Source organism: Paenibacillus sp. FSL H3-0321, from assembly GCF_038002865.1.
GTDB lineage: Bacteria > Bacillota > Bacilli > Paenibacillales > Paenibacillaceae > Paenibacillus_AQ.
The window spans coordinates 517,546-542,851 of sequence record NZ_JBBODH010000001.1 but is presented as its reverse complement, the minus strand read 5'-3'; the positions used below and the strand labels follow the sequence as shown (position 1 = coordinate 542,851).

General features: G+C 40.7%; 16 protein-coding genes and 1 pseudogene. 4 read left to right on the top strand and 13 right to left on the bottom strand.

Going from position 1 to position 25,306, the window contains the following annotated elements; translation table 11 throughout:
• Positions 1-976 precede the first annotated feature (976 nt).
• Positions 977-4,738 carry a hypothetical protein gene (locus tag MHI45_RS02090; RefSeq protein WP_076111080.1) on the bottom strand — a complete coding sequence of 1,254 codons (3,762 nt, stop codon included), beginning with the start codon at positions 4,736-4,738 and terminating at the stop codon, positions 977-979.
• A gap of 322 nt (positions 4,739-5,060) precedes the next feature.
• Between MHI45_RS02090 and MHI45_RS35080 the strand changes: the two are divergent.
• Positions 5,061-5,367 (top strand): annotated as a pseudogene (locus MHI45_RS35080) (transposase); the annotation flags it as partial.
• Positions 5,368-5,433: 66 nt separating this feature from the next.
• Here MHI45_RS35080 and MHI45_RS02075 read toward each other — a convergent pair.
• The 5 genes from MHI45_RS02075 to MHI45_RS02055 form a co-directional block, all read right to left on the bottom strand.
• On the bottom strand, positions 5,434-5,691 hold the full coding sequence (locus MHI45_RS02075; RefSeq protein ID WP_144024330.1) for a hypothetical protein: 258 nt from the start codon (positions 5,689-5,691) through the stop codon (positions 5,434-5,436).
• A 72-nt stretch (positions 5,692-5,763) separates the two neighbouring features.
• Entirely contained in the window at positions 5,764-6,618 is an 855-nt protein-coding gene (locus MHI45_RS02070; RefSeq protein ID WP_076111078.1) for a hypothetical protein, read from the bottom strand.
• 75 nt (positions 6,619-6,693) lie between these two features.
• Entirely contained in the window at positions 6,694-7,383 is a 690-nt protein-coding gene (locus tag MHI45_RS02065; protein WP_076111077.1) for a hypothetical protein, read from the bottom strand.
• A 717-nt stretch (positions 7,384-8,100) separates the two neighbouring features.
• On the bottom strand, positions 8,101-9,084 hold the full coding sequence (locus MHI45_RS02060; protein WP_076111074.1) for a restriction endonuclease: 984 nt from the start codon (positions 9,082-9,084) through the stop codon (positions 8,101-8,103).
• A 116-nt stretch (positions 9,085-9,200) separates the two neighbouring features.
• The gene (locus MHI45_RS02055; protein ID WP_076111072.1) at positions 9,201-9,827 is read right to left on the bottom strand and encodes a hypothetical protein; all 627 of its coding nucleotides are present in this window, start codon (positions 9,825-9,827) and stop codon (positions 9,201-9,203) included.
• Positions 9,828-9,932: 105 nt separating this feature from the next.
• On the opposite strand from MHI45_RS02055, the gene MHI45_RS02050 reads away from it, so the two are divergent.
• The 3 genes from MHI45_RS02050 to MHI45_RS02040 all read left to right on the top strand — a co-directional run bounded on the left by MHI45_RS02050 (position 9,933) and on the right by MHI45_RS02040 (position 18,523).
• The gene (locus MHI45_RS02050; protein ID WP_076111071.1) at positions 9,933-10,487 is read left to right on the top strand and encodes a papain-like cysteine protease family protein; all 555 of its coding nucleotides are present in this window, start codon (positions 9,933-9,935) and stop codon (positions 10,485-10,487) included.
• Positions 10,488-10,583: 96 nt separating this feature from the next.
• The gene (locus tag MHI45_RS02045) at positions 10,584-14,705 is read left to right on the top strand and encodes a hypothetical protein (protein ID WP_076111070.1); all 4,122 of its coding nucleotides are present in this window, start codon (positions 10,584-10,586) and stop codon (positions 14,703-14,705) included.
• A 17-nt stretch (positions 14,706-14,722) separates the two neighbouring features.
• The gene (locus MHI45_RS02040; protein WP_076111068.1) at positions 14,723-18,523 is read left to right on the top strand and encodes a hypothetical protein; all 3,801 of its coding nucleotides are present in this window, start codon (positions 14,723-14,725) and stop codon (positions 18,521-18,523) included.
• 1,036 nt (positions 18,524-19,559) lie between these two features.
• On the opposite strand, the gene MHI45_RS02035 is transcribed toward MHI45_RS02040, so the two are convergent.
• The 7 genes from MHI45_RS02035 to sbnA all read right to left on the bottom strand — a co-directional run bounded on the left by MHI45_RS02035 (position 19,560) and on the right by sbnA (position 25,304).
• On the bottom strand, positions 19,560-20,042 hold the full coding sequence (locus MHI45_RS02035; protein ID WP_076111066.1) for a hypothetical protein: 483 nt from the start codon (positions 20,040-20,042) through the stop codon (positions 19,560-19,562).
• Positions 20,043-20,126: 84 nt separating this feature from the next.
• A complete protein-coding gene (locus tag MHI45_RS02030) occupies positions 20,127-20,876 on the bottom strand; it encodes a sigma-70 family RNA polymerase sigma factor (RefSeq protein WP_076111065.1) in 750 nt (249 codons plus the stop codon).
• A gap of 84 nt (positions 20,877-20,960) precedes the next feature.
• On the bottom strand, positions 20,961-21,356 hold the full coding sequence (locus MHI45_RS02025; RefSeq protein WP_144024329.1) for a hypothetical protein: 396 nt from the start codon (positions 21,354-21,356) through the stop codon (positions 20,961-20,963).
• A gap of 286 nt (positions 21,357-21,642) precedes the next feature.
• Positions 21,643-21,840, bottom strand: a complete 198-nt coding sequence (locus tag MHI45_RS35075) for a hypothetical protein (RefSeq protein WP_076111063.1) — start codon at positions 21,838-21,840, stop codon at positions 21,643-21,645.
• A 555-nt stretch (positions 21,841-22,395) separates the two neighbouring features.
• Positions 22,396-22,986: a thioesterase II family protein gene (locus tag MHI45_RS02020; RefSeq protein ID WP_083675662.1), complete on the bottom strand. Its 591-nt coding sequence runs from the start codon at positions 22,984-22,986 to the stop codon at positions 22,396-22,398.
• 36 nt (positions 22,987-23,022) lie between these two features.
• A complete protein-coding gene (locus tag MHI45_RS02015; protein ID WP_076111062.1) occupies positions 23,023-24,288 on the bottom strand; it encodes an MFS transporter in 1,266 nt (421 codons plus the stop codon).
• Positions 24,285-25,304 (bottom strand): 2,3-diaminopropionate biosynthesis protein SbnA, encoded by a 1,020-nt coding sequence (sbnA, locus tag MHI45_RS02010; protein WP_076111061.1) that lies wholly within the window; start codon positions 25,302-25,304, stop codon positions 24,285-24,287. The genes MHI45_RS02015 and sbnA overlap by 4 nt, the downstream gene beginning before the upstream one ends.
• Positions 25,305-25,306 lie beyond the last annotated feature (2 nt).

Genomic DNA, 25,306 nt, shown 5'->3' with positions numbered 1-25,306 from the left:
TATTGTATGGAAGAAAGTAGGTGCCAAGTGCATTACCAGCGGGCTACGCTGTCACTGTTAATGTCCGGGTAGCTACCAGATAAGTGATGCTACATCAGTCGGCCATCCCGCGCGCATACGATATTTCTCCCAGGATAGTAGTGGTCCAAGCCATCAATTACGTATTCTTCTGATCAGATCTTTGAATCCTTTTATACAGAGGTCTGTAAGATTGAATAGCGGCACGTTCGAATCCTCTTAATGCCGCTGTTACTAGATACTGATATAAAGTTAAATCATCATCTGGTATGTCCAATTCCCACCAGGGAAACTCTTTGATTCGAACCCTTGAATAACGATGATTCAAAAAAATTGTGGGGAGTTGGTGGTGTGTTCTTTTGTTTGAAGAAAATAAGGTATTAGACCAGAGTTGTTGCTTCTATGAAGCCATCTGTAATGAAAATCGTCAGGTAATAATAAATAAGTAGTAGACTGAGGCACAAAGAAAGTGCCCAAAAGGAATCGAAGCAGAAAAAAAGTATTAGACAGAAGCACGCGCTATCGCTGGCCGACGTAGCTGGTTGCCGATCACGGCGCCCGGCGCTTTCGGAGAACCAGGAGCGGGAGCTGAAGCATGCGAAGCAGCTGGACGGCGTAGACGATTGCCGATCGTGGCGCTGAGTCTAATACTTTATTTTCTTTCAACACGTACCACACTGGGCCATTTTCTTACCGAGGGCGTCTGGGGGAGGAACCGCTGATTCTCTTAGGCCACTGTTCTCGGTTGTTCCGACCAGTCCTTGAATCATTTGATTGATTTATAGGACAGGACATTCACTTTCCCGGACGGCTCTGTCTATACGAAAATCGACCGGGTTTGTACCTTGCTCAGCTCTAACCTCACCCTCCTTATTTAGTTCTTAAATCCATTGATTCCTGGGGAGCACGCTTTTATTTGCACCCTCTTTAGATTCAAGTCTGCCTTAGACCTGTTAAATCAATAGTGATCTAAATCTTCTCTTAGTTCAGCCCTTATATCCTCCTGTTGAGCCTCCCTGTTGTATTTGTCAGCGATAGAACGGAGTAGTGCAGTTGTACGTGGCCAACGTGCACTAGAGATATTTGCGTAACCATTATATCTATCGGCAAGCTTCTTCTCCTGTGCCCCTCCCTCAGTTGTACTTCTACTTACAACACCCCTACTGTTATATATACCTAGAGTAAATCCTTTTTCGAGGTTTGTGTTGCTGAACTGCTCTATAACATCTCGAACGGCTTCATGTGGCCATGCACCATCGTCCCCAACAATTGATGCACTTAAGACTTCACCAACATACTGAGCCCCAACTGTACTTCTCCCCAAATCAAGAGTGAATTGTAAAGAGTTGCTAACCCAATCAAGTAACTCCTGCCTGTCAACACTGTTATTTTCCTTAAAACCTGGTACAGTGCGCCATGATTTCAAAAGGTCATAACCTTGAGATGCACGCTGACGTTCCTCGTAGGTAGCTTCTTTCGATTCCTCATTCTCTGCGTTATAAACTAGAGATATTATTTCTGCAAAAAAGTTAGGGTTACGTGCTAATTCACGATGAAGAAGTTTAGGAGCATGGCCGTATCGACCTAGGATAGGGAGGTATGCCCATTCCAAAGATGCTATTTCCCCTTCTTCAATATCATTAGAATCCTCCAATTTCTGAAATAACTCAGAAATATGGTGGGAAAATGAATTAGAGGGCAAATTGTCTTTTAGTGATACATCAAGTGTTTTTCTCAAGGTCTCCACTATTTGAGCGGGTTTGGCAATTTTTATGTGTAATGCTAATAATTCAATTGCGGAATAGGGCAAAGTATATTGTAAATACTTGTGAACCGCCTTAACTAACCCTTTATCATTTATAGAATACGGGGAACTTAATGACCAGTATCTTTTCTCAACCTCATTTCCTGATTGCTGTACCAAACTCCAGGTAGTTTCATTAGAAGGTAAACATATTAATATTTCTGCTTTTTTATTTGCCTCCCATTCTTTGGAAACTTCAAGCTTCCTTACTGCCCAGTCATTTCCAAGAGTCTTAACACTACCTAAAATATATCCACGAGCGAATTGTGCGAGTTTCTTATCAGGTGAGTCCAAGTAATTCAGAAGAAACCTATCCTCTTCCGTTTCTATCAATCGGATTTCTCCAAGCGTTGAACCCAACTGAAATGGATGTTCGACATTTGTGATGAGATCAATTACTTCCTCAATACCAAATCTTTCATATATATTATTTAGTGCATTTGCCCTTACTTCGTGAAGTTTTTTTCCACGCTCTTCCCAATCCTCTTCACGCCCTTCTGGCAATTCAGGCCGAATACTAAAGAGCCAACTATAACGGGGGGCTGGTTCTTGCGGTTCAAATTTATGAAAAACTTCTTCTATACTATCTACTATTTTTTCAGGAAGAGCCCAATCTGCATCAGGGAAAGAGCGATGCCTCGATATTTCTTTTCTGAGCGCGTTCCAAATCAGCGCCTTATCTTCTGACCCAATGTCTATAGCGCTTAGTCTATTAAGTTCATTTAAAACAACATCAAAGTCCTCTAAAGATAACATTGGTAAAGCTTTAATGATTTCATCCCAACGTTCGCCTGAGTCTCCTACTTCCGTTAATAAGAGCTTCACAATCTCATGGGTTATTTTGTCATACTCTGCTACTAAAACGTTTCTCTTATGATCTGGAGCCCAGTCCCTCCATTTTGGCTTAGATGTATTGTGTCCTACGCCATGGAACTGTGGTAATAACCTACATAACAAATCCCAAGTAATTTTCGCTTCCCTTTTTAAAAGTACTTCAAGGATTTGAAGACGTTGGTCAACAGAAGCAGAAGTTTGCGGATTCCACGTCAAAAATATTTCACGAAGACTATTATTAGGTCTATTCGTTAACTTTCCACCAGGGTCCAACTTACTTAGCCTAGCTAGTAATATTGAAGCTCTACCAAGGTATTCTGGATTCCAAGCGAGTGTCTCAAGTGCCCAAAGTAGCCCAGTATGAGGAGAAGAACTAAACATAGTATCTTTTTGATCGTTAAAAAGCTTTAAAATTGCCTCCTCATTTAATATTTCGTCTTCAAGTGCTTGCAGAAACTGTGTTGGCGCTGCCTCTGCAAGAAGTGGGAGGACAGAGGATAATGTAGACCACACTTGCCAACTTCCTTTTGAACTATTAAATAACTCATAAATAATAGTAGAGGCATGAGTCCTCAACGATATGGTAGGATGAAAAGAATCCTCCTTAGATCCCATAAACGCTAGTGTATCAGCTATATTTTTTATGAAAAGTCCTGAATAATTAGATGAATGACCAATTGCCCCTGCCATCCACTGCTTCTCGTTAGGCAGATCAAATTTAGGATCAATTGTAGTAAGAACTTTAAGAGCTACTGATCTAAATTTTTCTATATCTGTTGGGGTAACGTAACGAATCAAGAGTGACCATGCATCTTCTTTTGAAATTATGTACCATGCGTCTCCTATACGACGGACAGGAGGGTCAAATTCGTTTGCCCATCTTACTAGCGATTCAGTAAGATCATCGTAAGAACTATCTGCTAATTCAATGAGAGCTTCTTTATCACCTTCTTTTGTTTCATTCCAAGCACCTGCAATTAATAATGGAATAAGAGATCGTGCTTCACTTGGCCGTGCCCATAGAGGCTGCCTTATTTCTGGACTAAGACCAGCCTGTCGACGAAATGTAGTAAGTCCTCTTCGGGCTAAAAGTCCGAGTTCACGCGAGTAGTTTTCATCTATTCCAATTTCAATTAGGATTTCTGTCACTTTATTACGGGAAAGGCGTGGGATCTTCAAAGCGCTTGACGATGAACTATCGGAACGCCCCAAAGGTATCATGATGTGATGGCCATTCCTAATTGCACGGCTTAAACCTTCTGAATCAAAAGCAGGAATTAGTATAAGGTTATTTTGCGATGATGATAGATAAGTCCACGCTTCTGAATTATTTACCACTATTGCTTTTGATAGAAAAAAATCCTTTTCTGTTGAGGGAAGCAGACTAATAGAGGCAGCAAATACAGCTATAGCTTCATCACGTGTTTCTGCTTGTAGCCTTAGTGGAGAATTTGAATTTTTCAGCCATTGATATATTTCTGCTTTGATATTTTCACGCCCTGCTAATACCATCTCTGAAGAGATAGCAGGTTGGGTTTCCTCCGACCAATCTGTCCAATAACTACCTAGATCAGTACAGTTTTGCGGGTGCTTACCTAATAGTATAGACAACCAAACATGAACTGTAGGATTTTGGCTTAACCACGTTTCAAGATCATCGGCATCATAAACACGAACTTCCTTCCAAATCCCTTCTTTTTGCCTTTCTTCAGTCCATTTATCTTTATCTCTCCACCGCCTAGGTGTGATAAAAACATATGAGGTTTCTTCAGGAATCATAAATAAAGGGTTTTTGCTTCGTTTCTCGTAATCGTCATCAGCTTTCCCTTTGACAGTTCTGTTTACCCCCATTTCCCACACTGTTGTTCCTTTTGGTACAAAACTACTGCTTTCCTCGGCAATAGTAGTACCATCCCATCCGCCAAGACTCACTCCTTCACCTGCAGCAAAGCTAATTTTTTCAATGTGATCACTACTTGAGAGTATTAAACTTCGAATAAGCTGAGGTAGTACGGATTGTGAGTCACGTCTATCTGCCCATTGGACTAGATCAGTTGCATCAACTAGTAATGTAGAATGCATAAAAATATTCCTCCTAATCTTATAAACTCCAACTGAGATCATTATACTAAATCAAACTTAGTTTAACTATTTGATACGTAGTAAAAACAATGAAACATAGCAACACTCACCAAAAATAGATGCCAAATGATAAAGCGAAGATTGGCGTTTTCAAACTCCCCTATGCCCATAGTATCCTCATGTGTCGGATTAATCTCATAAGGAATACCCTCCAGACAGTCCCGGATGACTGCCCATTGCTCTATCGTCATGAGTCTGTAATATATTGTGTAAACTCTCAAACCCATTAAAATGAAAGTAAGAGAAAGGTTGGGGAGAACATATGAGACTTTGGTCACAACAGCAACTTCGGGAGTTCATTAAGGAGAACAATCTTGTCAGTGCACAAGATGCACAAATTGCCTTGAAAGACCTGTTTGCAGAGACGATTCAGGAGATGCTGGAAGCGGAAATGGATATCCATTAGGGCTATAAAAACATGAGGTGAAGGCAAAGCTCACTCCAAAAGTCGAAATGGAAAGAGCCGTAAAACGGTAGTCAGTGAGTACAGCGAACAGGAAATCTTCATTCCTCGGGACCGGCTGGATGATTTTGAGCCCTTGGTCGTCAAGAAGCATCAATCCAATGTAGCTTCCGGCGACATCCCTGACGCGCCGCCGTCATTGATGTGCCAAATGTGCCTAAACCTGGTCTTGTCAGTGTACCAGTACAAGCTTGAGGACTAGCTGCAGCTTCTTCACGCTGTTGCTGCCGTCGCCGCCGATATGCAGATCGGGCCAAATCTGTGGAGCCGGCAGTGGAACGACTAGGACAAACCAGCAGCGTGGAACTATTGTAACTGTAATACCGAGCCGGCACAGTTCGTCCGCCGGCTTGTTTGGAAGCAACCAGGTGTGTAGGGCTGCAGCGGCTGGCCATGCTCCTGATCGCTCAACTTCATAACGTTCTGCCATTCTGCAAGTTTATTTTCTCAGTCCAATAATTAATTTTCTTCTAACAACTCAAAACTCGATAAGCTTAAACCATCACTTTAGTTTAATTAATTTTTTTAACAATATATCAAACTCTTTTATTCTTTTACTGTGAATTGTTTCGTCAGTAATGATTTCATATACATCCGATATATCGGAAACGTCTCCGTTAAATGGTATTTTGTTATTGATTATTTTTTCAATTTCTTTTAGGACATCATCATCTGAAAGAAGTGAATAATTTTTATCCTTAATTGAAGTCAAATTCGAAAATGTTTGATTCATTTGATTCAAAAAATTAATCATCGCATTATTGCTTTCTTCCATTTCTGGCCGCATGAAAACTTGTTTTGAAGTGTAGCCAGAAAAGTACTTATATAAAGCTTGATAATTCCCTTTCAGTGTCGATAATACACTGCAGATTTCTTCAAATACTTTCTTTACCTCTGAAGAGTGCACAGGAAGATATTTTTTTACTATTTCCGGGAAATTATCTTGAAGTAATTTTGAAATCTTAGAGTTTGAATAAAACTTGAACTCACATTCGTACTCCTTAGCTTTCACCTTGCACATTTCGATTTCAACATTCTGGGGATCGAAGTTCAGAAAAGCAACGCACAAAGCTCCAACGTTTTTATCTAAGCTCTTTAGCTGGTTTAAACTTTTATTTAGATCGTCTATGATTTTACCTTTTTTTGGGTCACCTGTAGCCTGGATATAAACTAATGTACCATCCTCTCTCTCACACCAAGCATCAGGTGTACCCTTTCTAGTTTTGTTGGTGCCTTCTACTCCTCCGCTTTTATTAATTCCCTTCCAGTTTGTATGTAGAAGAGGAAGCATATCACAAGCTAATCTCTGCAGTGATCCCGAATCTAAGGCCCTTAGCATTATTTCAATTGCATCCATATAAATTTCTCCTCTTCATTAAGAATACGATGCATTTTCAATCCATGACTTCGGTCGAGACATCCAATCAGCTCTTCACACTAATAAGCCATGTTTAATTAGTTTTGTCCCTAAGTAAGTTACATAAAACTGAGAATGCTCATATATCTCACCTTCAAGTCCAAAAGCAGACAAATTAACTTGGCTAGGATTTAAGCTAAATCCTGTGTTTTCGATTAACATCCCAGTGGCAACTAGATGTTCATAATCAGTTCCCAATAACCAAACTTTCTGTGTACCCTCAATTGGCGACTCAAGTTGTCGAATAAATTCATTTTTTAGAATATTCAGATCCCCAAAAACAACTTTATCCAAAATGGACATTAATCTAACAAGCGCAGTATAGTCAATTTTTTCGTACAAATAAGCTGTGAATATGTTTGCTAGAATTCCTGCTTTTTCATTTGTCTCTTGTCGATCCAAATATATTAAAATTTGCTGACTAAGATTATTCTGATTTTTGGCAATTTTATCGATGAATCGCCTTCTATCTTCTAGCGGAATACTATATAGTTTTTCGAAAAATATAGTCAATTTTATTAGTAAATGTCTGTTACGAATACTGTCTATTAAATCTAATGTATCAGCTATCGATCTTAGAACCGGGATACTTTGTATCAGCTCATTATGGGAAGCATGGTCAAGTCCAACTTCCCCAACGGATATAACTATTTTTTTAAAGTGCTCCATTTTTAAATAATCGAATAGGTTAAAAGCTTTTTTCATTATATATTCTCCTTTATTACACTTTTAAACTTTGGTTTTATGTTCTCTTTCATTAAATAATAAACTACAACTTAGTTGAGGACGAAAGCCGATATAAGCAGCAGCGCACCAACTACATTGAAGATAAACTATTAGAGCGGATAGGTAGCCAACTGCACGAATAGACTGTGGTTTATACTTTGTGTAAATGAAGGATAAATTTACATAAAGGAAATATAATTATCTTCTTGTAATAAGATTCTTGTAATAAGATTCTTGTAATAAGAAAAGGACAAGAACATGCCCTCACAGAACCCACGATAGGCGCGGACTATGTTCTTCCACCGGCACTGACAATGCACTATTGTATGACTTAAGTATATATGTCGGCGCTACTCATTCATTGAAATTTGGTAGAATTACCAAAAATGCTTTTTGACGGTTGAAATCCGATTTCGGATCACTTTATCTGTGGCCTGCTCCACAAGTACATCAAGTCTGGCCTCGACTAGCGGGTGCACAGTCGTTTTGTCTACTCTTGAAACTGTTACAAACATATAGAACATTTGCATTCCCAAAAATGATATATAAACCAGTAACATCGTATTCAGTACGTTCAAGACAATTTCTTAAAGGAAGGCTATCCATAAACAGACTAGCAGGAAAGGAATACTTTTGCATTTAAAATCTTTCCTCCTTTCCTTATAAGATTAATGAAAAAATCTACCCGAAAATCATTTAGTAGAATCTGTCAATTAATATTGAAGAAGTATGAAGAGCATATTCATCACTACATTCTTTAATATGCCTAATAATTGTTTTATTTTCTTGGCCACGAAATAGTATCACTTCAACTCCTTCTCCTAAATCATTGTAAATTACTAAAAGGTTAGCGGGAATCATCTTTCCATCATAATCTATTGTTAATATAGCTTTTAAATAATTTGTGTATATCTCGTTTTCAGTTAAAGATCCAAATCCTACTTCTGATCCTTGAACAACATTAAGGGTTGTGAAAATAGCAGTTTCATGATTATCCTGACTTATTAGATAACTAACAATACTATCGAAACGTTCTTCCAATCCTTCCAATAAACTGGTAGTATCAAGCCCGTCGGTGGAAATCGCGCATGTAATACAAAGAAAGCTAAGCTCATAAGGAGTCAATTTAGTATAATCAAGATCATTGATAAGAATAGATAAAGCCCTTCTATTAGGAAGGACATTGTGATAAGTCCAGCTTCTAATTGTATCAATAAGTAGTTTCTCTGATTCGGATTTAAAATATTTAATTACAATATCCGAGAATTGTAAAATTAATTTCTTCAATTGTTTCTCTTCTATAAGATGGAAAAAAAAGCGCTCATGTTGCATTCTTAACTCTACCCAACTACGAGCAGCAGTTGTTAGATATGAACTAGTAATAATGACAAGATGTCTTGCACACTCTACACTAGCCCAATCAAATTTTGTGCTGATCTCATTAACTGGCACACCATGTGTATAATATTTACATTCGATAAACCATTTTTCAGTGATAGGTCCAGTCAAAGGATTACCTGTTGTATAAAGGGCCTCAATATCTCTTCCGTTATCAGCTCCACCTTGTCGCCATTTTAATGTATGAAATCCTTGTCTTGACAAAAGGTCATAGCTTAGCTCTTCAAATTGATTGGGACTGGTCAATAAGGAGAAATTTATATCATCCTCAGAAAAATACATTATTATCATCCTTTCTAAAAATGTGTTGCGGTCCGGTTCTTTCCGATTTCACCGCATGGATGCAGTGGGAACACCTTCCACATTAGCGATGGACTGTCTAACGTTTCAATAGATCGTCAAATCATGGTTGCTGAGCGCTCGGCCTGATTTCCTTCCACGACAAAGCGAGCATGTGGTAAATGTTTCTTAAACCTTTTACGCCGGATTAAGCGTTCTGAGGTGAACGGAATACCGGTGCGTAAGCATCCGTACTTACCTTGTGCTTCTCCGATAAACATATGTCCGGGTCTTTGCCAGAAGAGTATGATGAAGTAATGCAAAAGATTTCGCTGCTTCATCTTTATATCCGCGTAAGTATCAGAGACGTTCGGGAAAGCACGCTTGGCGACTATCCGACTAACAATTACTCGCACCTTTTGATCGAACTCAATCTCCTCGTCCACCACGGGATACTGTAATCTGTATACATCTTCGAAATATCCTTCACTGTTTACTCTTAGACCTCCATTCATCTCTACCGCGCCTTCCAATATCACTATTATACTGTGCAGTATTCCTAGGAGCATCCAGCAAAACCGGTGATTTTTCCTATAACGATCCAATATTGCTGTTAGGACGCTTATAGGAATATTTCCGAATATATTAGTTTTTTGGAAAAATTCTTCGATTAACCAGGTGAACGTTACATACCACACCCATATAACCAGGCGGAAACCCTCTTTTGTTATATCCATTTTCATCATGTTTTTTTCACAATTCGAATGCATGCTAAAAATTCGAATCATTATTGAGCATAAAAATTAGTGCTCAGGGAAAATTAAAATTAAACAGTAAAGGGGCTGAAACGATTGAATAAACAAGAATTATTAACAATCGAAAATTACAAAGTACCTGGGACAATACCGGTTATTGCACAAGAGTTCAACAACGGATGTTGGGCCACTGTTCTAACTATGCTAACTAATTGGAAAAATAAAACGAATCTTGCTATTGAAGCAGTATTATTAACGCTTGAAGACAAATACCTTGATATCTACATTCATAACAACGGACTATATCCAGTAGATAAAAAGAACTTAATTGGTAGTACTGGTTTAGTTGGTGAAGCTCCACAAAATTATAGCCCCGAAGGAATTCTTAGTCTGTTGAAACTCTACGGTTTACTCTGGGTGACAACTGTAGAGCGATCTAACGACAAATTTTCCATTCACGCACGGATCATTTATGGGATTTCAATTGAAAAATTGAACATGGGGACTAGGACTACGCTTCATATTGCTGATCCAAGTGGAGGCAAATTAGTTGATGAAGCATTTGTTGATTTTATAAATAAATTTGAACGTGAAGCTCGTTCTACGAACTCCCCTGATCCGCAGCGCATTCAAATTATTCATTTTGCATAAAAAGTCCCGATATAGATATTTCAGATACCTTTACGGCCAAGTAGAGTTTATGAATCTAACATTTTTTAACAAAACAAATCAATGGAAGGTGAGCTTGTGAGCGTAGAATTGAATATATCATATTTGAAACAACATCGTTATCCTGGCATCTCGATTCCTTCTCCTATGCAGAAACAGACATCTGTTGTGAGAGTTGAGTCGGAACGTGTGGTATTTATTCACGGAGGAGAAGAGCGATGGATAATAGATCCTAAATTTTTTGACGGTAAGCCGAAACTTAAGGTGCATAACACTTCGCACAACAAAATTGAAATTACACTGAAAGATGCTTATTTCCCTGGAACCGATATCCTAGCCGATCTGATTTGTGAAGTTTACTCCGATGAAGGTCGCGAAATGATGAACTTGAAAATGGATTTAGGGCTAAATAATTACGATGTTATACTGGATGACTGGCTAGCTGGTGAGCAACCGTTGTCAGGGTGGTCAGTTTTTAATAATACAACCGTATGTCATTTTGGTATTCATGGAGAACTTTCCTTTAATGGATTGGTAAGCACCCGTTTTTTTCCCAACTGGATCGTTCATTTAAAAGGTGAACAAGGTCTTGATGTTGCTGCATTCAATGTAATGGGTATTCCTGTCTATTCAGGTAATATCGTCTTTGGGGTACCTTCCCTTAGTCACGCAAGTCTCTTCAATATAAAACCCGAACGGCGCACTATTTTTAGTTTGCAATCGGTTCATAAATACCTGCCTGGATCTTTAATTCATATGATCGATTTACCTGACGGATGGACAATGCTTTCGACTAATCAACCTTATGATGATTTACACATAGAAGCTTCTATTAGCCAAAAGGGAAATAAAGAGCAAGCATTTATTATTCAGACAAACCAAGGCGATATTGATAAATGGGTTCTTAATTTCCAGAATAGCCAGAAGTTCGCCTTTCCTCTTCACAACGTTATGTATGCCATGGGATTTGATGGTAAAACAATTCATGCCATGCAATTCGGCAAATTCAATACTAAACCCAAATGGTATCACCTAAGTGGCAGTAGTCTGCTTCTAGGTGATGGCACAGATGCAAAATTCGAACTCATCGCAAGGAACAAGCGTATTGAAAGTGCTTTGGTGGCTCCAGCTCTGTTCTCTTTTGCTGCTCCTTTGGAAGGATTGGTTATTGACATTATACCCGCCAATCCTTTCAAAGTTTTAGGTATTTATCCTACCGGATCTGGTCGGCATCCTGGCTTTGCAGAAACAGAGAAGTTAGGGTTACCTGCACTTCAAATTAATCCGAAGTTACCTTCACCCGTTCTAACTATGTCGGATCTATCCTTTTCGTTATTACGGACAAAGGACCTCCTACTGCTCCGATTCAAATTTGAAAATTTTGCCTTTCAGACAGGAGGTGGTAAGCGCGCACATCTGGAACGTCTATCGACCGACACCCCTGCCTATATGGCTGTGCATTTTCCACCGCAACACATCGCGGAGCAAGTATTTGAAGAAAAAGAGATCAACAATAATAAACACTCAGAACCACCAGTTTCTGCACGTATGTCTGGACCCAGCCGCTTAGTTTTTCGCATTCCTGAAAATGTGAGAGAGCTTCAATATACCCTAGAGACACTTCTAAACTGGAGTAGCTATGAACAGAGTGTCGTGCCGACGGCGATGCCATCTCCAGTCTCCCCCAACCTCCTACTTACACGCTTGACTGGGTATAATCTAGATGAAACTCACCCATTACTTCTGCCTGAACTCCTTCCCGACGAGAAAGTAGCTCCGAAAGCCGAGCATACAGCAATAGAGGCCCCATATCGTCTTATACTGTCACCTAACTGGTTTGGCGGTTGGAATCATGTTTTTTATCCGGCTACATTTCTAGGATTGACTGAACTCTGGCATACTCGCCTTGGGGTGCGAACAAAGGATGGCATAGATGAACAGGAGTCCTTCTTGCGCACAGTACGTGCAGTCTGGAATATGGACCAAGCTCCCCCCCCTAAGTTCACTATGTCACTCAACGAAAAAAATCGTTCGGATATAGTTAAGAATTCTTTGGAATTTAAAAATGCTATCCAAGTTAATCGTATGATGCTTTCTTCATTAGGAATTTGGTTGGACCTTGATGGAAGTTGGCAAGTGGGACCACCAAATTTAAGTAAATGGATTCATAGGTCTGCTATGGGACGCGACAATTTTGTCAAAATAGTTTATGAAGGGTACCTGTTCCCCTTCGGGCACCGCGCATCAATGATCACCTTCACTGAGCGAAGATGTGAAGCATCCCCATTAAATAAGGACATGATTGCCTATCTTGTTTCCTGGACAATAGTTGTTGTCCGCGAACCTGAGAGATACTTTCCAGTACCAGGTATGCCTAATGAGGGGCGTCAATTACCATTCCGCCGTATTCGTTTAAAAACTCTGCAGACTCCACCACTTAATAAGGTCCGATTACCTTGGTTAAGCGTTGATGAGAATGACTTTTTATTTCATGTGGAGGGTGAAGATCAAGAAGGCCGCCTGATTGAATTCACAACACCTCTTGCCTTCGTTGAAAGTATATGTCAAACACTGATTGACGATTTTAATACTAAGCCAGACAATCTAACACGCCGAACACGGTCGATGGATGGACAAAAAGTAGCATTTGCACCAACCAACCAACCCGGAAACACGAGTTTCACCGTGAAAACAATGAGCTTTGAAGCAGATAAAAATTGTGAATTGCCGGGTTTTTATCCTGTTATTGCTGCTGCAGACGTTAATATTCCCGCAGCTGACCAAATTGCAGGTGTAAATAATAGTTATCTTAACAGTGCTGATAATTCAATCACTGTAGAGTATCATCAAACTTACCTTCAAGAAAGCTTTAACACTACATTTAACCCGGGCGAAGTGTTTTTCGAATTACCTGATCAAGTTCGAAAGGACTTCCCCATTGATAAAGTCGGAGGCATTGTAACCCCAAATTTTAATATAAATGGCTTGTCACGGACCTATGGTCCAGTGGCGGATGCTAAGATTCAGAAGTGGTTAGAACCTGACAAAATCCTCGGAGACGCCAAGCTGATGGGAGGAATACTGCTTAAAGACATAGTCGAGATAGTAAACATTTTCGAATCACCAGGCAGTATTCCAAAAATGACTACCCGGGTAATTTATCCGAAGGTAAATGGCAAAGAAGACACCAACGCCATACCTGAAGCCATAGAGACCCGTTATATGTTTGAACCTGTATTAAAATCAGATGATAAGAAGCTCTTTGAGGTCATGAATAATTCCACAATGAAGCTCACAACCTTAATGACCACCACATCTTCAAAATCAACGTACGATGTTACGGGAGAACTACGAAATTTCAAGGTTAATTTGATAGGGACGAGTCCAACCACCCAATTTTTGATTCTACATTTCAGCCAATTGACCTTCAATGCTCGAAGTGGTCAAAAGCCTGTAGTTACACCAGTGATTAAAAACGTTGAGTTTAGTGGATCACTCCAGTTCGTGACTAACCTACAGGATTTCTTAAAATCCATCAAAGAAGATTCTGGTATTAATGTAACTCCACTGGGTGTTGCTGTGAGTACAAGTTTGGCAATTCCTAAAGTTAGTTTGGGTATATTGAGCCTCGAGAACTTAACATTCATTAGTCGCTTCCTTCTACCTTTTGATGGTACTCCAGCTACTTTTTATTTTGCATTTGCCTCACGTGAAAATCCATTCTTACTTACGGTCGGAACATTTGGCGGAGGTGGATTTTTCGGTATCATGTTGTCACTTGACCCAAAGAATCCAATAAAACTACTCGAAGCTTCTTTGGAGTTTGGCGGCAATCAAGTACTCGATTTGGGGGTTGCAAGCGGTGGTATCTACCTCATGGCGGGCATCTACTATCGCATGGAGAACGATTTTCAAAACAACCAAATTTGTCAGCTTACCGGTTACGTGAGATGCGGCGGTTCGTTACAGGTGCTCGGCTTAGTAACGGTTTCGACAGAGTTTTATCTTAGTTTAAACTATCGCGATCCTGGAGTGGCTTGGGGTCAAGCGACAGTAACGGTTAAGATTAAACTACTCCTTCATAGCAAAAAAGTGAATCTGACAATGGAAAAACAGTTTGCGGGCTCTGGCGATAACCGTTTGATCGATGAAATGATTACTGAAGAAGACTGGTCAGAATATTGCGATGCATTTGCTTAATATGAGGAGGATTAACTATGCTAAAACAAACTGTCCTATGGACGGCGTTACCGAATGGAATTAAGAAGGACCATACCCAAAGTCTAAGGTTATCAGTCATGATTTCACCAAGATTAATGGCAGATGCTTCAGATTCAACAATACGTCAAGATGGAACCATTGAACTGAAACACTTCAACGACTTCCTTAATTGGCCAAGAATGCATCCGGAATTTTCTATTAGCTTTGAAAATGGACCTACCCTAAAGGCAAACATTGTGAGTTCTAAACCACAGTTTGATCTATGGAGAGCTTTGTTTCCTCCCCAAACAACTGTAATGCCTTACGTGTTTAATCCTGACGAGGATCATTTACGAAGAATTCGTTCGTTCCCGGTAGGGAACCTTCATTGGCTGATTAAACATATTTACCGAGAAATAGCTCAGCATAATCCTATTGAGTTTCCTCGCTTTGACCGTCCAGAGTGGGAATACTTACAAGAACTTATCCCACGAAGTGATGACGACTTAATTATAGAAAAAAAACTTGAGTTAAAACGTGCTCTTCAGCGTGAATCAATAAAAAATCGTACCTCTCGTCAATGGCGATGGGATTTTACACAGCTGAAACGATTTTACGTACCTCGAGATCCTGAAAAAAGAGTAAAACCTCAAGTCCCTAGTCTTGATTTTCATCAAGCAGTCTCTAGCCTAGGCGATTACCCACTAATGATGCGATACCTGGGTTTAGTATTTGATCTGGAGGTTGATCTAGATGTGGGGATTCCATCCAACGGAAGTGTAACAATAATCCCTACCTGGTCACCAACCCTTCACAATAGCATTGACAGATGCCCACGTACTCGTTATGAGCTAGACCTTGGCGAAAATAGATTCATTTCAGCTCCTGCAAGTACAGATACAGAAATAATAGAAGGTTATTTGAAACTGGTTGATCCAGCTGTGGACCCCAATAACGAGGTTGACCTTTATTCTGTCACACAATTAGATGCCGACAGTGCTGCGATTAAATTTATAGACTTCATTCGTAACATTGCAGGAAATCGAGACTGGGACCGTTCCAAGGGAAGTTCCCTCCCTTCCCTCCGCTCCCATGGAATATCGATAGCGTATTCAGATCGAGCTCAAGAATTGTATCAATCTCTTAATAAGAGTGTTCAGCTAAATACTGACCTCGAAAGTGGGGGAGGATTCCTATCCGCTGAGCACCTGGTACGTGGTTATCGTGTCGATGTATGGGATTCGATTTCAAATAAATGGAATTCTTTGTGTAGCCGAAATGGAAAATATCACTTTTTACGAAGTGATCGTGTGATTGAGGAAAAAGACGAGGGATTTATTGATATGGCCTTAACAGCTGCGGCTGACGGCTCAACGGAAGATCTCAATCTCCACCAATCACTTTTTACATGGGGAGGCTGGAGTCTCGTAGCGCCAAGACCTGGTGTAACGGAAAGTAATAGTTCAAGCAGCGAATTCAAGCTGGAAACCCACTTCAAACCGGTTTATAAATCATTACCCAAACTGCGATATGGCAGGACTTATCGATTCCGCTTAAGGACGGTAGATTTAGCTGGAAACAGCCGGAATTTGGAGGAGGATTCATCGCATACGGATATTACCCAGACACGTGAATTATTCTACAGTCGATACGAACCTGTGGAATCGCCGGTTGTTGTTTTAAGATACGATATGGGACCAGGCGAGTCAATCCATACTCTGGTTCTTAGAAATAATTATGATAGGGTTGTAGAGCGGCACATTGCACCACCTAAAGTAACTCAACTGATGGCAGAACAACACGGATATTTCGACACACCATCAGGTTTTGATCCACGCTCTTATGGGTTAATGACCAAAAATACTGGCAGCATTGATGGTGGACCTCACCGAGAGGAACAGCTTGTTATTCCATACATCTCTGATCCTATTTCAAGGGGGGCTGCTTTTTTAGGGTTACCCGGTATGGAGAATGATAAGAACAAGAAAGTACCTTTTTCTAATTTTCCTAGGAAGGATTCTGCATCTTTCCGCTTCCAAATTCAAGAAGGATCGGGGAAGCCTATATGGGACTCGCAGAGTAGGGTATTGAAAGTGTATTTACCTATGGCGGAGTCAACAACTGTACGGATGAGCTCATTCTTATCTGAAAGAGATTTGGAGCTCATGGGTGTCTATCGTATGTTTGAAGAACCGACTTTGAAGACAAACCAAGGTAGGAATACTCCATCTCCTACTGCCGACGAGCTACGTACTTATGCGCTAGATGGTCGCCACTGGATGATAACACCTTATCGAGAATTAACTCTGGTACATGCTGTCCTGCAGCCATTGATAGCCCCTGCTTATCAAAACCTTACTTCGAAGAGAGAGTTGGGACAAACCTCTGCAACCTTAGCAGATTTCATAAAAATCTGTGGTAAATCGACGGTGAAGATCGATATTAACGCATCATGGAAAGAACCCGTAGATGCTTTATCTGAGTCAAACTGGAAAGTTATATCACAAAATAGCCGTGTTTGTGAGATTAAAGTAAATTCTGATGTGACTGAGCTCCCGCTTTACTACCGCCATGAATTTGGCGACACCAAATATCGTCGGGTGACCTATACTGCAGATGCTACCAGTCGATTTAGTGAGTACTTTCAATTTCCTGCTCAAGAAGATCGCACTCTCTATCGCACAGAGCCAATGCAGTTGAGTCACAATCTAATTGTCGAACAAACAGAGATCGTTCTAAGCAAGGATATGAACATCCAGTACGAACGAGAAAAAGATTACACAATTGATTACGCTAGGGGAACCATCGCTCGCACTACCACTGGAGCAATCCAAAATGGGGAGAACGTTGGAATTCAATATTCGTATTTTCCTGGTCCAATCACGATACCGTCAGAAAAATATTTTTCTCTCGATATCCTTAATTCGGCACCACCTGCAGCTCCGAAAGTGTTATACGCTGTCCCCACATTTAGTTGGGAACCTCAACATGATGTTAAGGGGAAAAAAATCAAACGAAAAGGTGGCAGCTTACGGATATATTTAGACAGACCCTGGTATTCATCTGGCGATGGAGAATTACTCGGAATAATTCTTTGGCCTGATCCAAATACCTCTCCACCAACAGAAGTAGAACCCTATATAACAAAATGGGCCAAAGATTCCATCAGAAAAGATGATTCCATACTCCCTTCCCTCCCTCAGTCCAATCATTTCACACGGGCTACAAATGTAGCAAATGTGAAGTTAGACGAGTTGCCAAACTGTAAGGTACAAGTGGTGGGGCATAATGTAGAGTACGATTCAATTCGTAAACTATGGTTCTGTGAGGTAGACATCAATACCCTAGATGCCAACTATCCATTTATTCGTTTGGCTCTTACGAGATATCAGCCAAATTCTATAGAAGGTGCTTATCTCTCCCGCGTGGTTTTGATGGATTATATCCAGGTAGCCCCCGATCGATTGTTTTCAGTCGAGAAGGATACAAGCAATCCTATGAAATTGAGGGTAAACTTAGCTGGTCCATTTTACCTTTCTGTTCTTGATGGAACATTAGGGGGAGAAGTTGAAGTACAGCTCGAAACAAAGGAATCAAGGTCATCCAACCAGGGATGGCTACCTGTGCCAAACGCTAGGTATCCTTTATCGACAATGGAAGACCCGAAAGAGTGGTCAGCACAAATTACTTTGCCTTTACTTCGTGGAGAAGAATTGTACCGTTTGATCGTTTTCGAGTATGAACGTTTTGAAATCGATGAAACTAACAATAACAATACTGACCGGCGTCTTGTATTCGCTGCAGAATTGGAGATTTAAAAAACGCACATGTAGAAAAATTGAAATAGACTACTCTAAGTGGCTAATCTATAAAAGTGGTATCTCTCCCCATGTCAACTACAAAACAGTTATATGTAATGACTGGCTTCTCTCTAATCTCAACGGTACAAGTTGGGTCGATTTGGTCGACCCAACTTGTACCGTTTTCATCTTTAACAAGCCGATTTTACATGTTCTCTTAATAATTAGGACTATTAATCGTAGGTGTAACCCGCTAACCAATAAGACCGTCTTCTATCCCCACTATACTGATTCCAAATGAATGTCCCGATGTCCACATTATCCCAGCTAGAGAAGGGTTCTTGCTGATGCAAAGTTATTAGGATTTCTGCATTCATGAGGACGATGGATGTGTCACGTAAATTCATCATACTGTTTAAGCCTAATTCCTCCGTTAATGGACAAGTGCAACTTGCGTATAAATATTAAAGAAGTGTTCTGGTACATATATATTCAAAATCTAAAGCAGCACCATGTCCCACAGGAGACAGTTTGTTGGAATTTAATGAAATATTTATTTCTTAGCTGCAAAGATAGCCGTAAGAATTTGATCTTTCAATTTTTGAAATTTATCTTGTAAGGAATCGCCTTTGTTCTAGGCGACGCAGTGAATTAAACTCCATTGAATACCCTTTTGTCCTGCAACTTTTTTCCTATATTATATCATAACAGTCGGAATGGAACGTATGTTAGCAGGCAATTCGACCTGTCTTGAAATATGGACATGATACGATGTAAGTAAACGGCGTGATGTTATGAAGTGGCATTCGTTATGTGGGTTGGACGAGCCTTTCTTTGGTTTGGAATGCGGTTCCGGAACGTTAAAAAATCTTGATAATATAACAATCAAATCAAATCGCACGGGATTGTATTTCTCACTAGAGAAGCACTTCTTTTGAAGATAAGCAGTATATAAGGTGCGAAGCTCGACGGTCCTCGCTCGCTTTAATTAACTGGGACTGCGTTGCGTAGCTTACTTCTTAACGCTACCTTCGAAACCTAAATAATTTTGTGATTAGACATTCATCAAATCGGCAATAGTATCAAGTTCTTGTCCATTTTCGGCAATGGGACCAAGTTCTTGTCCTTTGCTCGGGACAAGAACTTGGTCCCTTAAAACAGAAAACCCGCGCTGGGCGCGGGCTCTAATGAGACTATGTTCTTGTCCTCCGACAAAAATTGTTAAGTTGTCGGTGGACAAGAACATAGTCCCTTGTTCTACGATGTTTAGGTTGAATGCAGTAAGCAACTTTTCTCCTGTAATACCGTTTGTATAGAATGATTGGTGAAAGTGGAGCTCATCGTACAATTTTTCAATGATGGCTATACATTCTTCAAAATCAACAAGATTAAGTTTATCCATCATGTGGTATTCAATAAATCTTCTATGTTCTACTCCCAAGCGCTCAAAAAACTTCTTTGTTATATTAGCCATAGAAAACTCGCTGCTTAAAGCAACAGATAAACCATTTCCAGCCAGAAGGACTATTTTTGACAATGCAGAACCTCCTCTCGTAATTTTGAAATTTATTTTTTTATTGATCTCATGATATCTCATACTCCACATCTCAGTAATGAATATTTATAGAAGTGGTGGTAGTGAGATGTTACTATGATTACTCCCCTTATCTAAGGCTTCAGCAATGGCTTCTGAGATATAAGGCTGTAAAAGATCAATATCCGATACAACCGTTGATTCAAAGTTATAAACCATTTCAAACTTTGTCTCTTCACTATCAATTATTGAAAAAACTATTGTGAAAATATTAATCTCATATAGATATGGGTCTTTAATTATTGAATCCAATTGAATTGTTAAATAGTTGTCGTCAGATTTCATAATGCTTAACTGCAAAGCTAAGCTTGTCTTTAGTGTTTTTACTATGTCATTTGTAGAAACAATAAGTTTATTAATATGTTTAAACAATAAGATATCATCTGTAGCATTGTAAATTTTGATCGGGAGATTACTACTACTAATGAACTTTTGAATTTCAAATTCGGGGAGAGCTTCGCTCGCCTCATAGTTATAATCTTTTTTTGAACGCAGATACATCAGGATTTCATTTTCTATACATCTTGCAGCATAAGTAGTTAATCTAAAACCTTTATCTAATACAAAGGTATCTATCGCTTTAATTAATCCTTGTACTCCTATAGAGAGTAAGTCATCAAAATCTTCCTTCATGTGTTCGAACTTTTTCGCTATATGATGAACTAATCTTAAATTATGTTCAATCAATAAATTACGCGAAATCAAATCTCCGTTTGACATATCATTTAGTAATTTTTTTTCCTCAACTTCACTTAAAGCTCTTTTAAAATCATTCATCTCTTTACCTCCAAACGACACATATGGTTGTTTATTCAGCTTGAAGATTTATTGTATATTTTATAGGTAAGTGATCTGAATAGCTTATACGGTTAGGGATTGATCAAATATATGCCAAAAGTTAACATCTGAATCTTTGTTTCGGGGGATAAAGTGAATTGTTCCAGGAGGGGCATTATTGCCTTCTAATGTAAGATCATTGGAAAAGGCTCTCCAAGAAGGATTAAAGTAATATGGTTTCTTTGTTCTATTGGATAACACAGTTTGTTTACAATGAGTTGCCTTAAAGGCTTTTTCACTGACCATCCCTTTGTCAAAGGGATTCATATTAAAATCACCGATTACTATAGTTTTATCTATTCCCCATTCAGCTTCAATTCTTTCAATATTTTCATTTTGTTTTGTAGCATCCACGTACCTATCATCTATAGGAGCTGATATAGGTGAGAGAAGATGAATCCCTACAACCAGCACTTTCATTCCGAGAAGCTCATATATAATGAATGTTTGATATTGATCTACACGGCAATAAATAACATGGTCGACCAGAATTCGAATACGCAACTGCAAGGTCAAAGATTGGACCGATTCCAATTCCCATGGCCCTTCCTGCCTCTCCTCCTGCCAAGATAAATACAATAGCCCTGTGGTTAATTAACCCATCAAGGGAACGGCATTGAAAGCTGTGGCGGAAGTGCTGCCATCCTCTACTGGTGACGGCAGATAGCCCCCGGCGGGACGGCCAGAGCCCGCCAGAGGCCTTCGATCAGGTGCGGAACCGGTCATCACCGGCCCCAAACAGCGCTCGCGTCCGGGCGTCGGCCCCGTCCATGATCCCTGAGTGCCGGTCCGCGCCGACAGCCAGAACCCGTGTCTTGGGTCCGCTCTCGGTTACCATCCCGGCCGCAACCTGCACAGCGAACAGGCTTCCGCAGGACATCGCTTTAATGTCGAACCCGTACATTTCGCCCAACTCCAGACCGACCCCATGGTCACCGCCGTGGCGGGTTGCGGCTGGATGGGTGTAAAGGTTGTCACGCGCGCTAGTGGCGGTCCAGAGTTGGAAAGCTGTTCTCCACACCACGTCGAACGTCTTTACCAACGCCGCATCCCGGTCGTGCGCCAGCTAAAGCCATAATACCCGCGTCGTATGAAAGGGGTAGTGGAATTTTTTTCACTTGATAGCACATACAATGTACTTAGCTTACATTTCCGTATGCTCAATTCCCTGTACAAGTTGCCTTCTTCTCGCTTAATGCATCGAGAGCCTCTTATAACTCGACTCGATCATCTTTAGCAGCACTAGCGTTCTCTATGTATATACGTTCACAGCCAGCACTGTTTTAAGAATCTATTTGTAAATCTAAAATTGAAAAATAAACAGCACTGGCTTTATTTTATCCTTGCAATGTCTTATTAATAAAAGCAACCACTTCCGGAGCATTTTGGATAACAAAAAAATGTCCCCCGGAAAATCCTTTAATTCTACAATCTGCCTCGCTGTACAGCGCCCAATGCTCTAACTGCTTGAGATTATCAATCGTATCATCCTGACCGAACAAGACAGAAAGATTAGATTGTACAGGGTAATCTTATCAACAGATAGGCGGTAATTCTTAACCATCTGCATATCAGACCTAGTAATTGGGAGGAACATCTTAAGCAGATCATCATGTTGCTGAAGTTCAAGAGAAATCCCGCCGAGACTTACAAGATAGTCCAAGAACTCATCATCGGGAAGAAGGTGCTGGCTGCCCTCTACTGCAAGATGCAAAGGAGATCTTCCAGAAAAAAACACATGGACCGGATCCAACTGCAGCTCATTATGTATCATTTCGACAAGCTCATAGGCAAGTATCGCTCCTAGACTATGACCAAGTACGGCAAATGGTCCCCCATTCATTTCCGGCTTCACTTGTTCTAGCAGATCACGAACGGTCTCGGATACATCAGTAGATATAGGTTCTCCGAAGCGTCTTCCCCTCCCGGATAATTCGAGCGGGTACAGCAATATGCCAGGACTTATATACTGTCTCCAACTGTTGTAAGCCCCCGCAAGCCCGCCTGCATAAGGGATACAAAAAAGTTTAACTTCTTGTTCCATACTCATTTGTCGTCTCCTTTCTCTGGACCCACGTCTTACAAGTTACTGCATAATTGTGGGGCTTGTTGTGGAATCAAGCGGTGCGGCCCTCTCCTCCATTCTGTTCATAAAGATTACAAATAACCAGGCCGCCATCACTCCTGTACCCAGAAAAAGCAATCCCATCAGCCACACCGGAAGCCAATGACCAATCGTAATCGCCGCTCCACCCAGCATTGTAGCGGCCCTGCCAACCAGGCTATTGACCGCCATATATACGCTGCGGCTCTCCGCAGGTGCAATTTCCGCCAGATAGGTTTGTTTTACCGGATAAAACATCAATTCTCCAACCGTAGCAGGAATCATCATAGCCAATAACAGCCAGGCATTGTTACCAATCGCAATAAAATAATAGCCAACTGCGTTTATAAGAACCCCTAATATGAGAAGCCACCGATCCTTAATAATTCTGCTTAATAAGCCGACTGTCAACGAGAACAGGATTACGATAACCGCATTCTCTGAACGCAACAGCCCAAAAAGCTCCACACCACCTAATGAGAACTGAAAGCGGTCCGTACTCCACAAGCTAAACTGATCCGTACTATTCGATAACCGCACACCTGTATAATTCATTACCTGGAATTCCAATGATAATGCCAGTATCGAGGCCAGAATGTAGATCATAAACAATTTGTCGTTCCAGGTAATTTTATAATCATAATATAACTTGCGCAGGTGTACACGTTCCTTGAACTCTGTGAAGAAGGTCTCCTTTATGAGAAATTTCACGATAATAAATGATAGCAACGAGCCGGCAGCCGCGATAATCAATAGTTCGAACAAATGGTTTGAGAATAACACGCCTCCCAGCCCGACACCAATGGCTAAAGCCAAATTCGAGGACCAATATTCCAGACGATAAATTAACTTCCGGTTGTCCGGTGTACTAACATCGACCACCATCGCTTGGGCCGCAGGAAGAGCAAGTCCACTTCCAATGTTAAGCAGGATCATCAAAACAAAAGTAAGGTTTGGCCATGTTTGCCAGGGGGAATTGCAAAAAATTAAAAAGAATAAGGCGACAAACCGGAGCACTTCCGATAAAAGCATAATCTTTTTTCTGCCCAGTTTGTCGGCAAGCTGTCCTCCGTACAGGCTTGATACCAAACCGACTACCGTAATCACCGCTACCAGAATACCAGCAAGCGTCTCACCAAAATATTTGGCAAAATAAATCGCCATAAATGGCAGAAACATAAACGTGATAAACGAGGAAAAAAATGATTCAGCAAGCCGGACCTTTATATTCAGATGAAGTTTATTCATTGAGAAATCCTCATTTCAGGGATTGTAGAATGGAGATTTACATACCGATCCTTGATATCTTCATCCATTAAAATGTCGTGTTCTTCTAACCAAGCATCCGAGAAGATCGTATCGTAATATCGTTCGCCACGGTCTGGAAGGATGATGAGCACCTTTTGACTGGGAGGTAAAGATTTGGCTAATTGTATACCTGCGTGGATGGCGGATCCTGAGGACCCGCCCGCCAAGATTCCTTCTTCCAGTGCAAGCCTGCGTGTCATTTGAAATGCTTCCCGGTCTGTGACGTGAACAACTTTATCAAAGAACTCTGGCCGCAAATTGCCGGGAACAACCGCTGCTCCAAGCCCTACCTGGAGTCTGGGGCCAGGGGGGGTCCCGAAGATAACAGACCCTTCTGCATCTACAGCCATAACCTTAATATCCGGAATGAGCTCCTTTAAACCCATACTGCAACCTGTTGATAGCCCTGCTGTTCCAACTGGAGTTACTACCCAATCCAAATCCTGTCCGAAATCTTGAAAGATTTCCCGGGCAGTTCCTAACCGGTGCGCTTCTGGATTGGCGGGATTATTATATTGATTAGGCCAGTATACATGCTCCAGCTGTTCACTCAGGGATTGAACCAGTTCAAGTCTGGCAGCCAAATAATTGCCGTTCTTATCCGGATGATTAACCATTCTGATCTCCGCCCCATAGGCTTGCAGAATCCTGAGATTTACACGGTTGATTTTGGGATCGACTACGGCAATCATCCGGTAGCCTTTGATACGGGCAATCATGGCCAGTCCGATCGCTAAATTACCCGATGACGATTCAACGATAACCCCGCCCGGCTGTAAATCTCCACTGGCTTCAGCTTGCCTGATAATATTAAAGGCGGTTCGGTCCTTCATACTCCCCCCTGGGTTAAAGCCCTCGATTTTGACAAAAACCTGCGCACCATCCGAAGGAGCGATTGTATGCAAAGCGACAACGGGTGTACTGCCGATCAGATCAATTACCGATGAATAGATCATAT

Coding starts and splice junctions, on each gene's coding strand:
- sbnA (WP_076111061.1), bottom strand. CDS start 25,304: ATGATCTATTCATCGGTAATTGATCTGATCGGCAGTACACCCGTTGTC.
- MHI45_RS02015 (WP_076111062.1), bottom strand. CDS start 24,288: ATGAATAAACTTCATCTGAATATAAAGGTCCGGCTTGCTGAATCATTT.
- MHI45_RS02025 (WP_144024329.1), bottom strand. CDS start 21,356: ATGAAAGTGCTGGTTGTAGGGATTCATCTTCTCTCACCTATATCAGCT.
- MHI45_RS35075 (WP_076111063.1), bottom strand. CDS start 21,840: ATGTACGGGTTCGACATTAAAGCGATGTCCTGCGGAAGCCTGTTCGCT.
- MHI45_RS02075 (WP_144024330.1), bottom strand. CDS start 5,691: ATGGCAGAACGTTATGAAGTTGAGCGATCAGGAGCATGGCCAGCCGCT.
- MHI45_RS02070 (WP_076111078.1), bottom strand. CDS start 6,618: ATGGATGCAATTGAAATAATGCTAAGGGCCTTAGATTCGGGATCACTG.
- MHI45_RS02040 (WP_076111068.1), top strand. CDS start 14,723: ATGCTAAAACAAACTGTCCTATGGACGGCGTTACCGAATGGAATTAAG.
- MHI45_RS02055 (WP_076111072.1), bottom strand. CDS start 9,827: ATGATGAAAATGGATATAACAAAAGAGGGTTTCCGCCTGGTTATATGG.
- MHI45_RS02090 (WP_076111080.1), bottom strand. CDS start 4,738: ATGCATTCTACATTACTAGTTGATGCAACTGATCTAGTCCAATGGGCA.
- MHI45_RS02020 (WP_083675662.1), bottom strand. CDS start 22,986: ATGAGTATGGAACAAGAAGTTAAACTTTTTTGTATCCCTTATGCAGGC.
- MHI45_RS02060 (WP_076111074.1), bottom strand. CDS start 9,084: ATGTATTTTTCTGAGGATGATATAAATTTCTCCTTATTGACCAGTCCC.
- MHI45_RS02065 (WP_076111077.1), bottom strand. CDS start 7,383: ATGAAAAAAGCTTTTAACCTATTCGATTATTTAAAAATGGAGCACTTT.
- MHI45_RS02030 (WP_076111065.1), bottom strand. CDS start 20,876: ATGAATGATTTTAAAAGAGCTTTAAGTGAAGTTGAGGAAAAAAAATTA.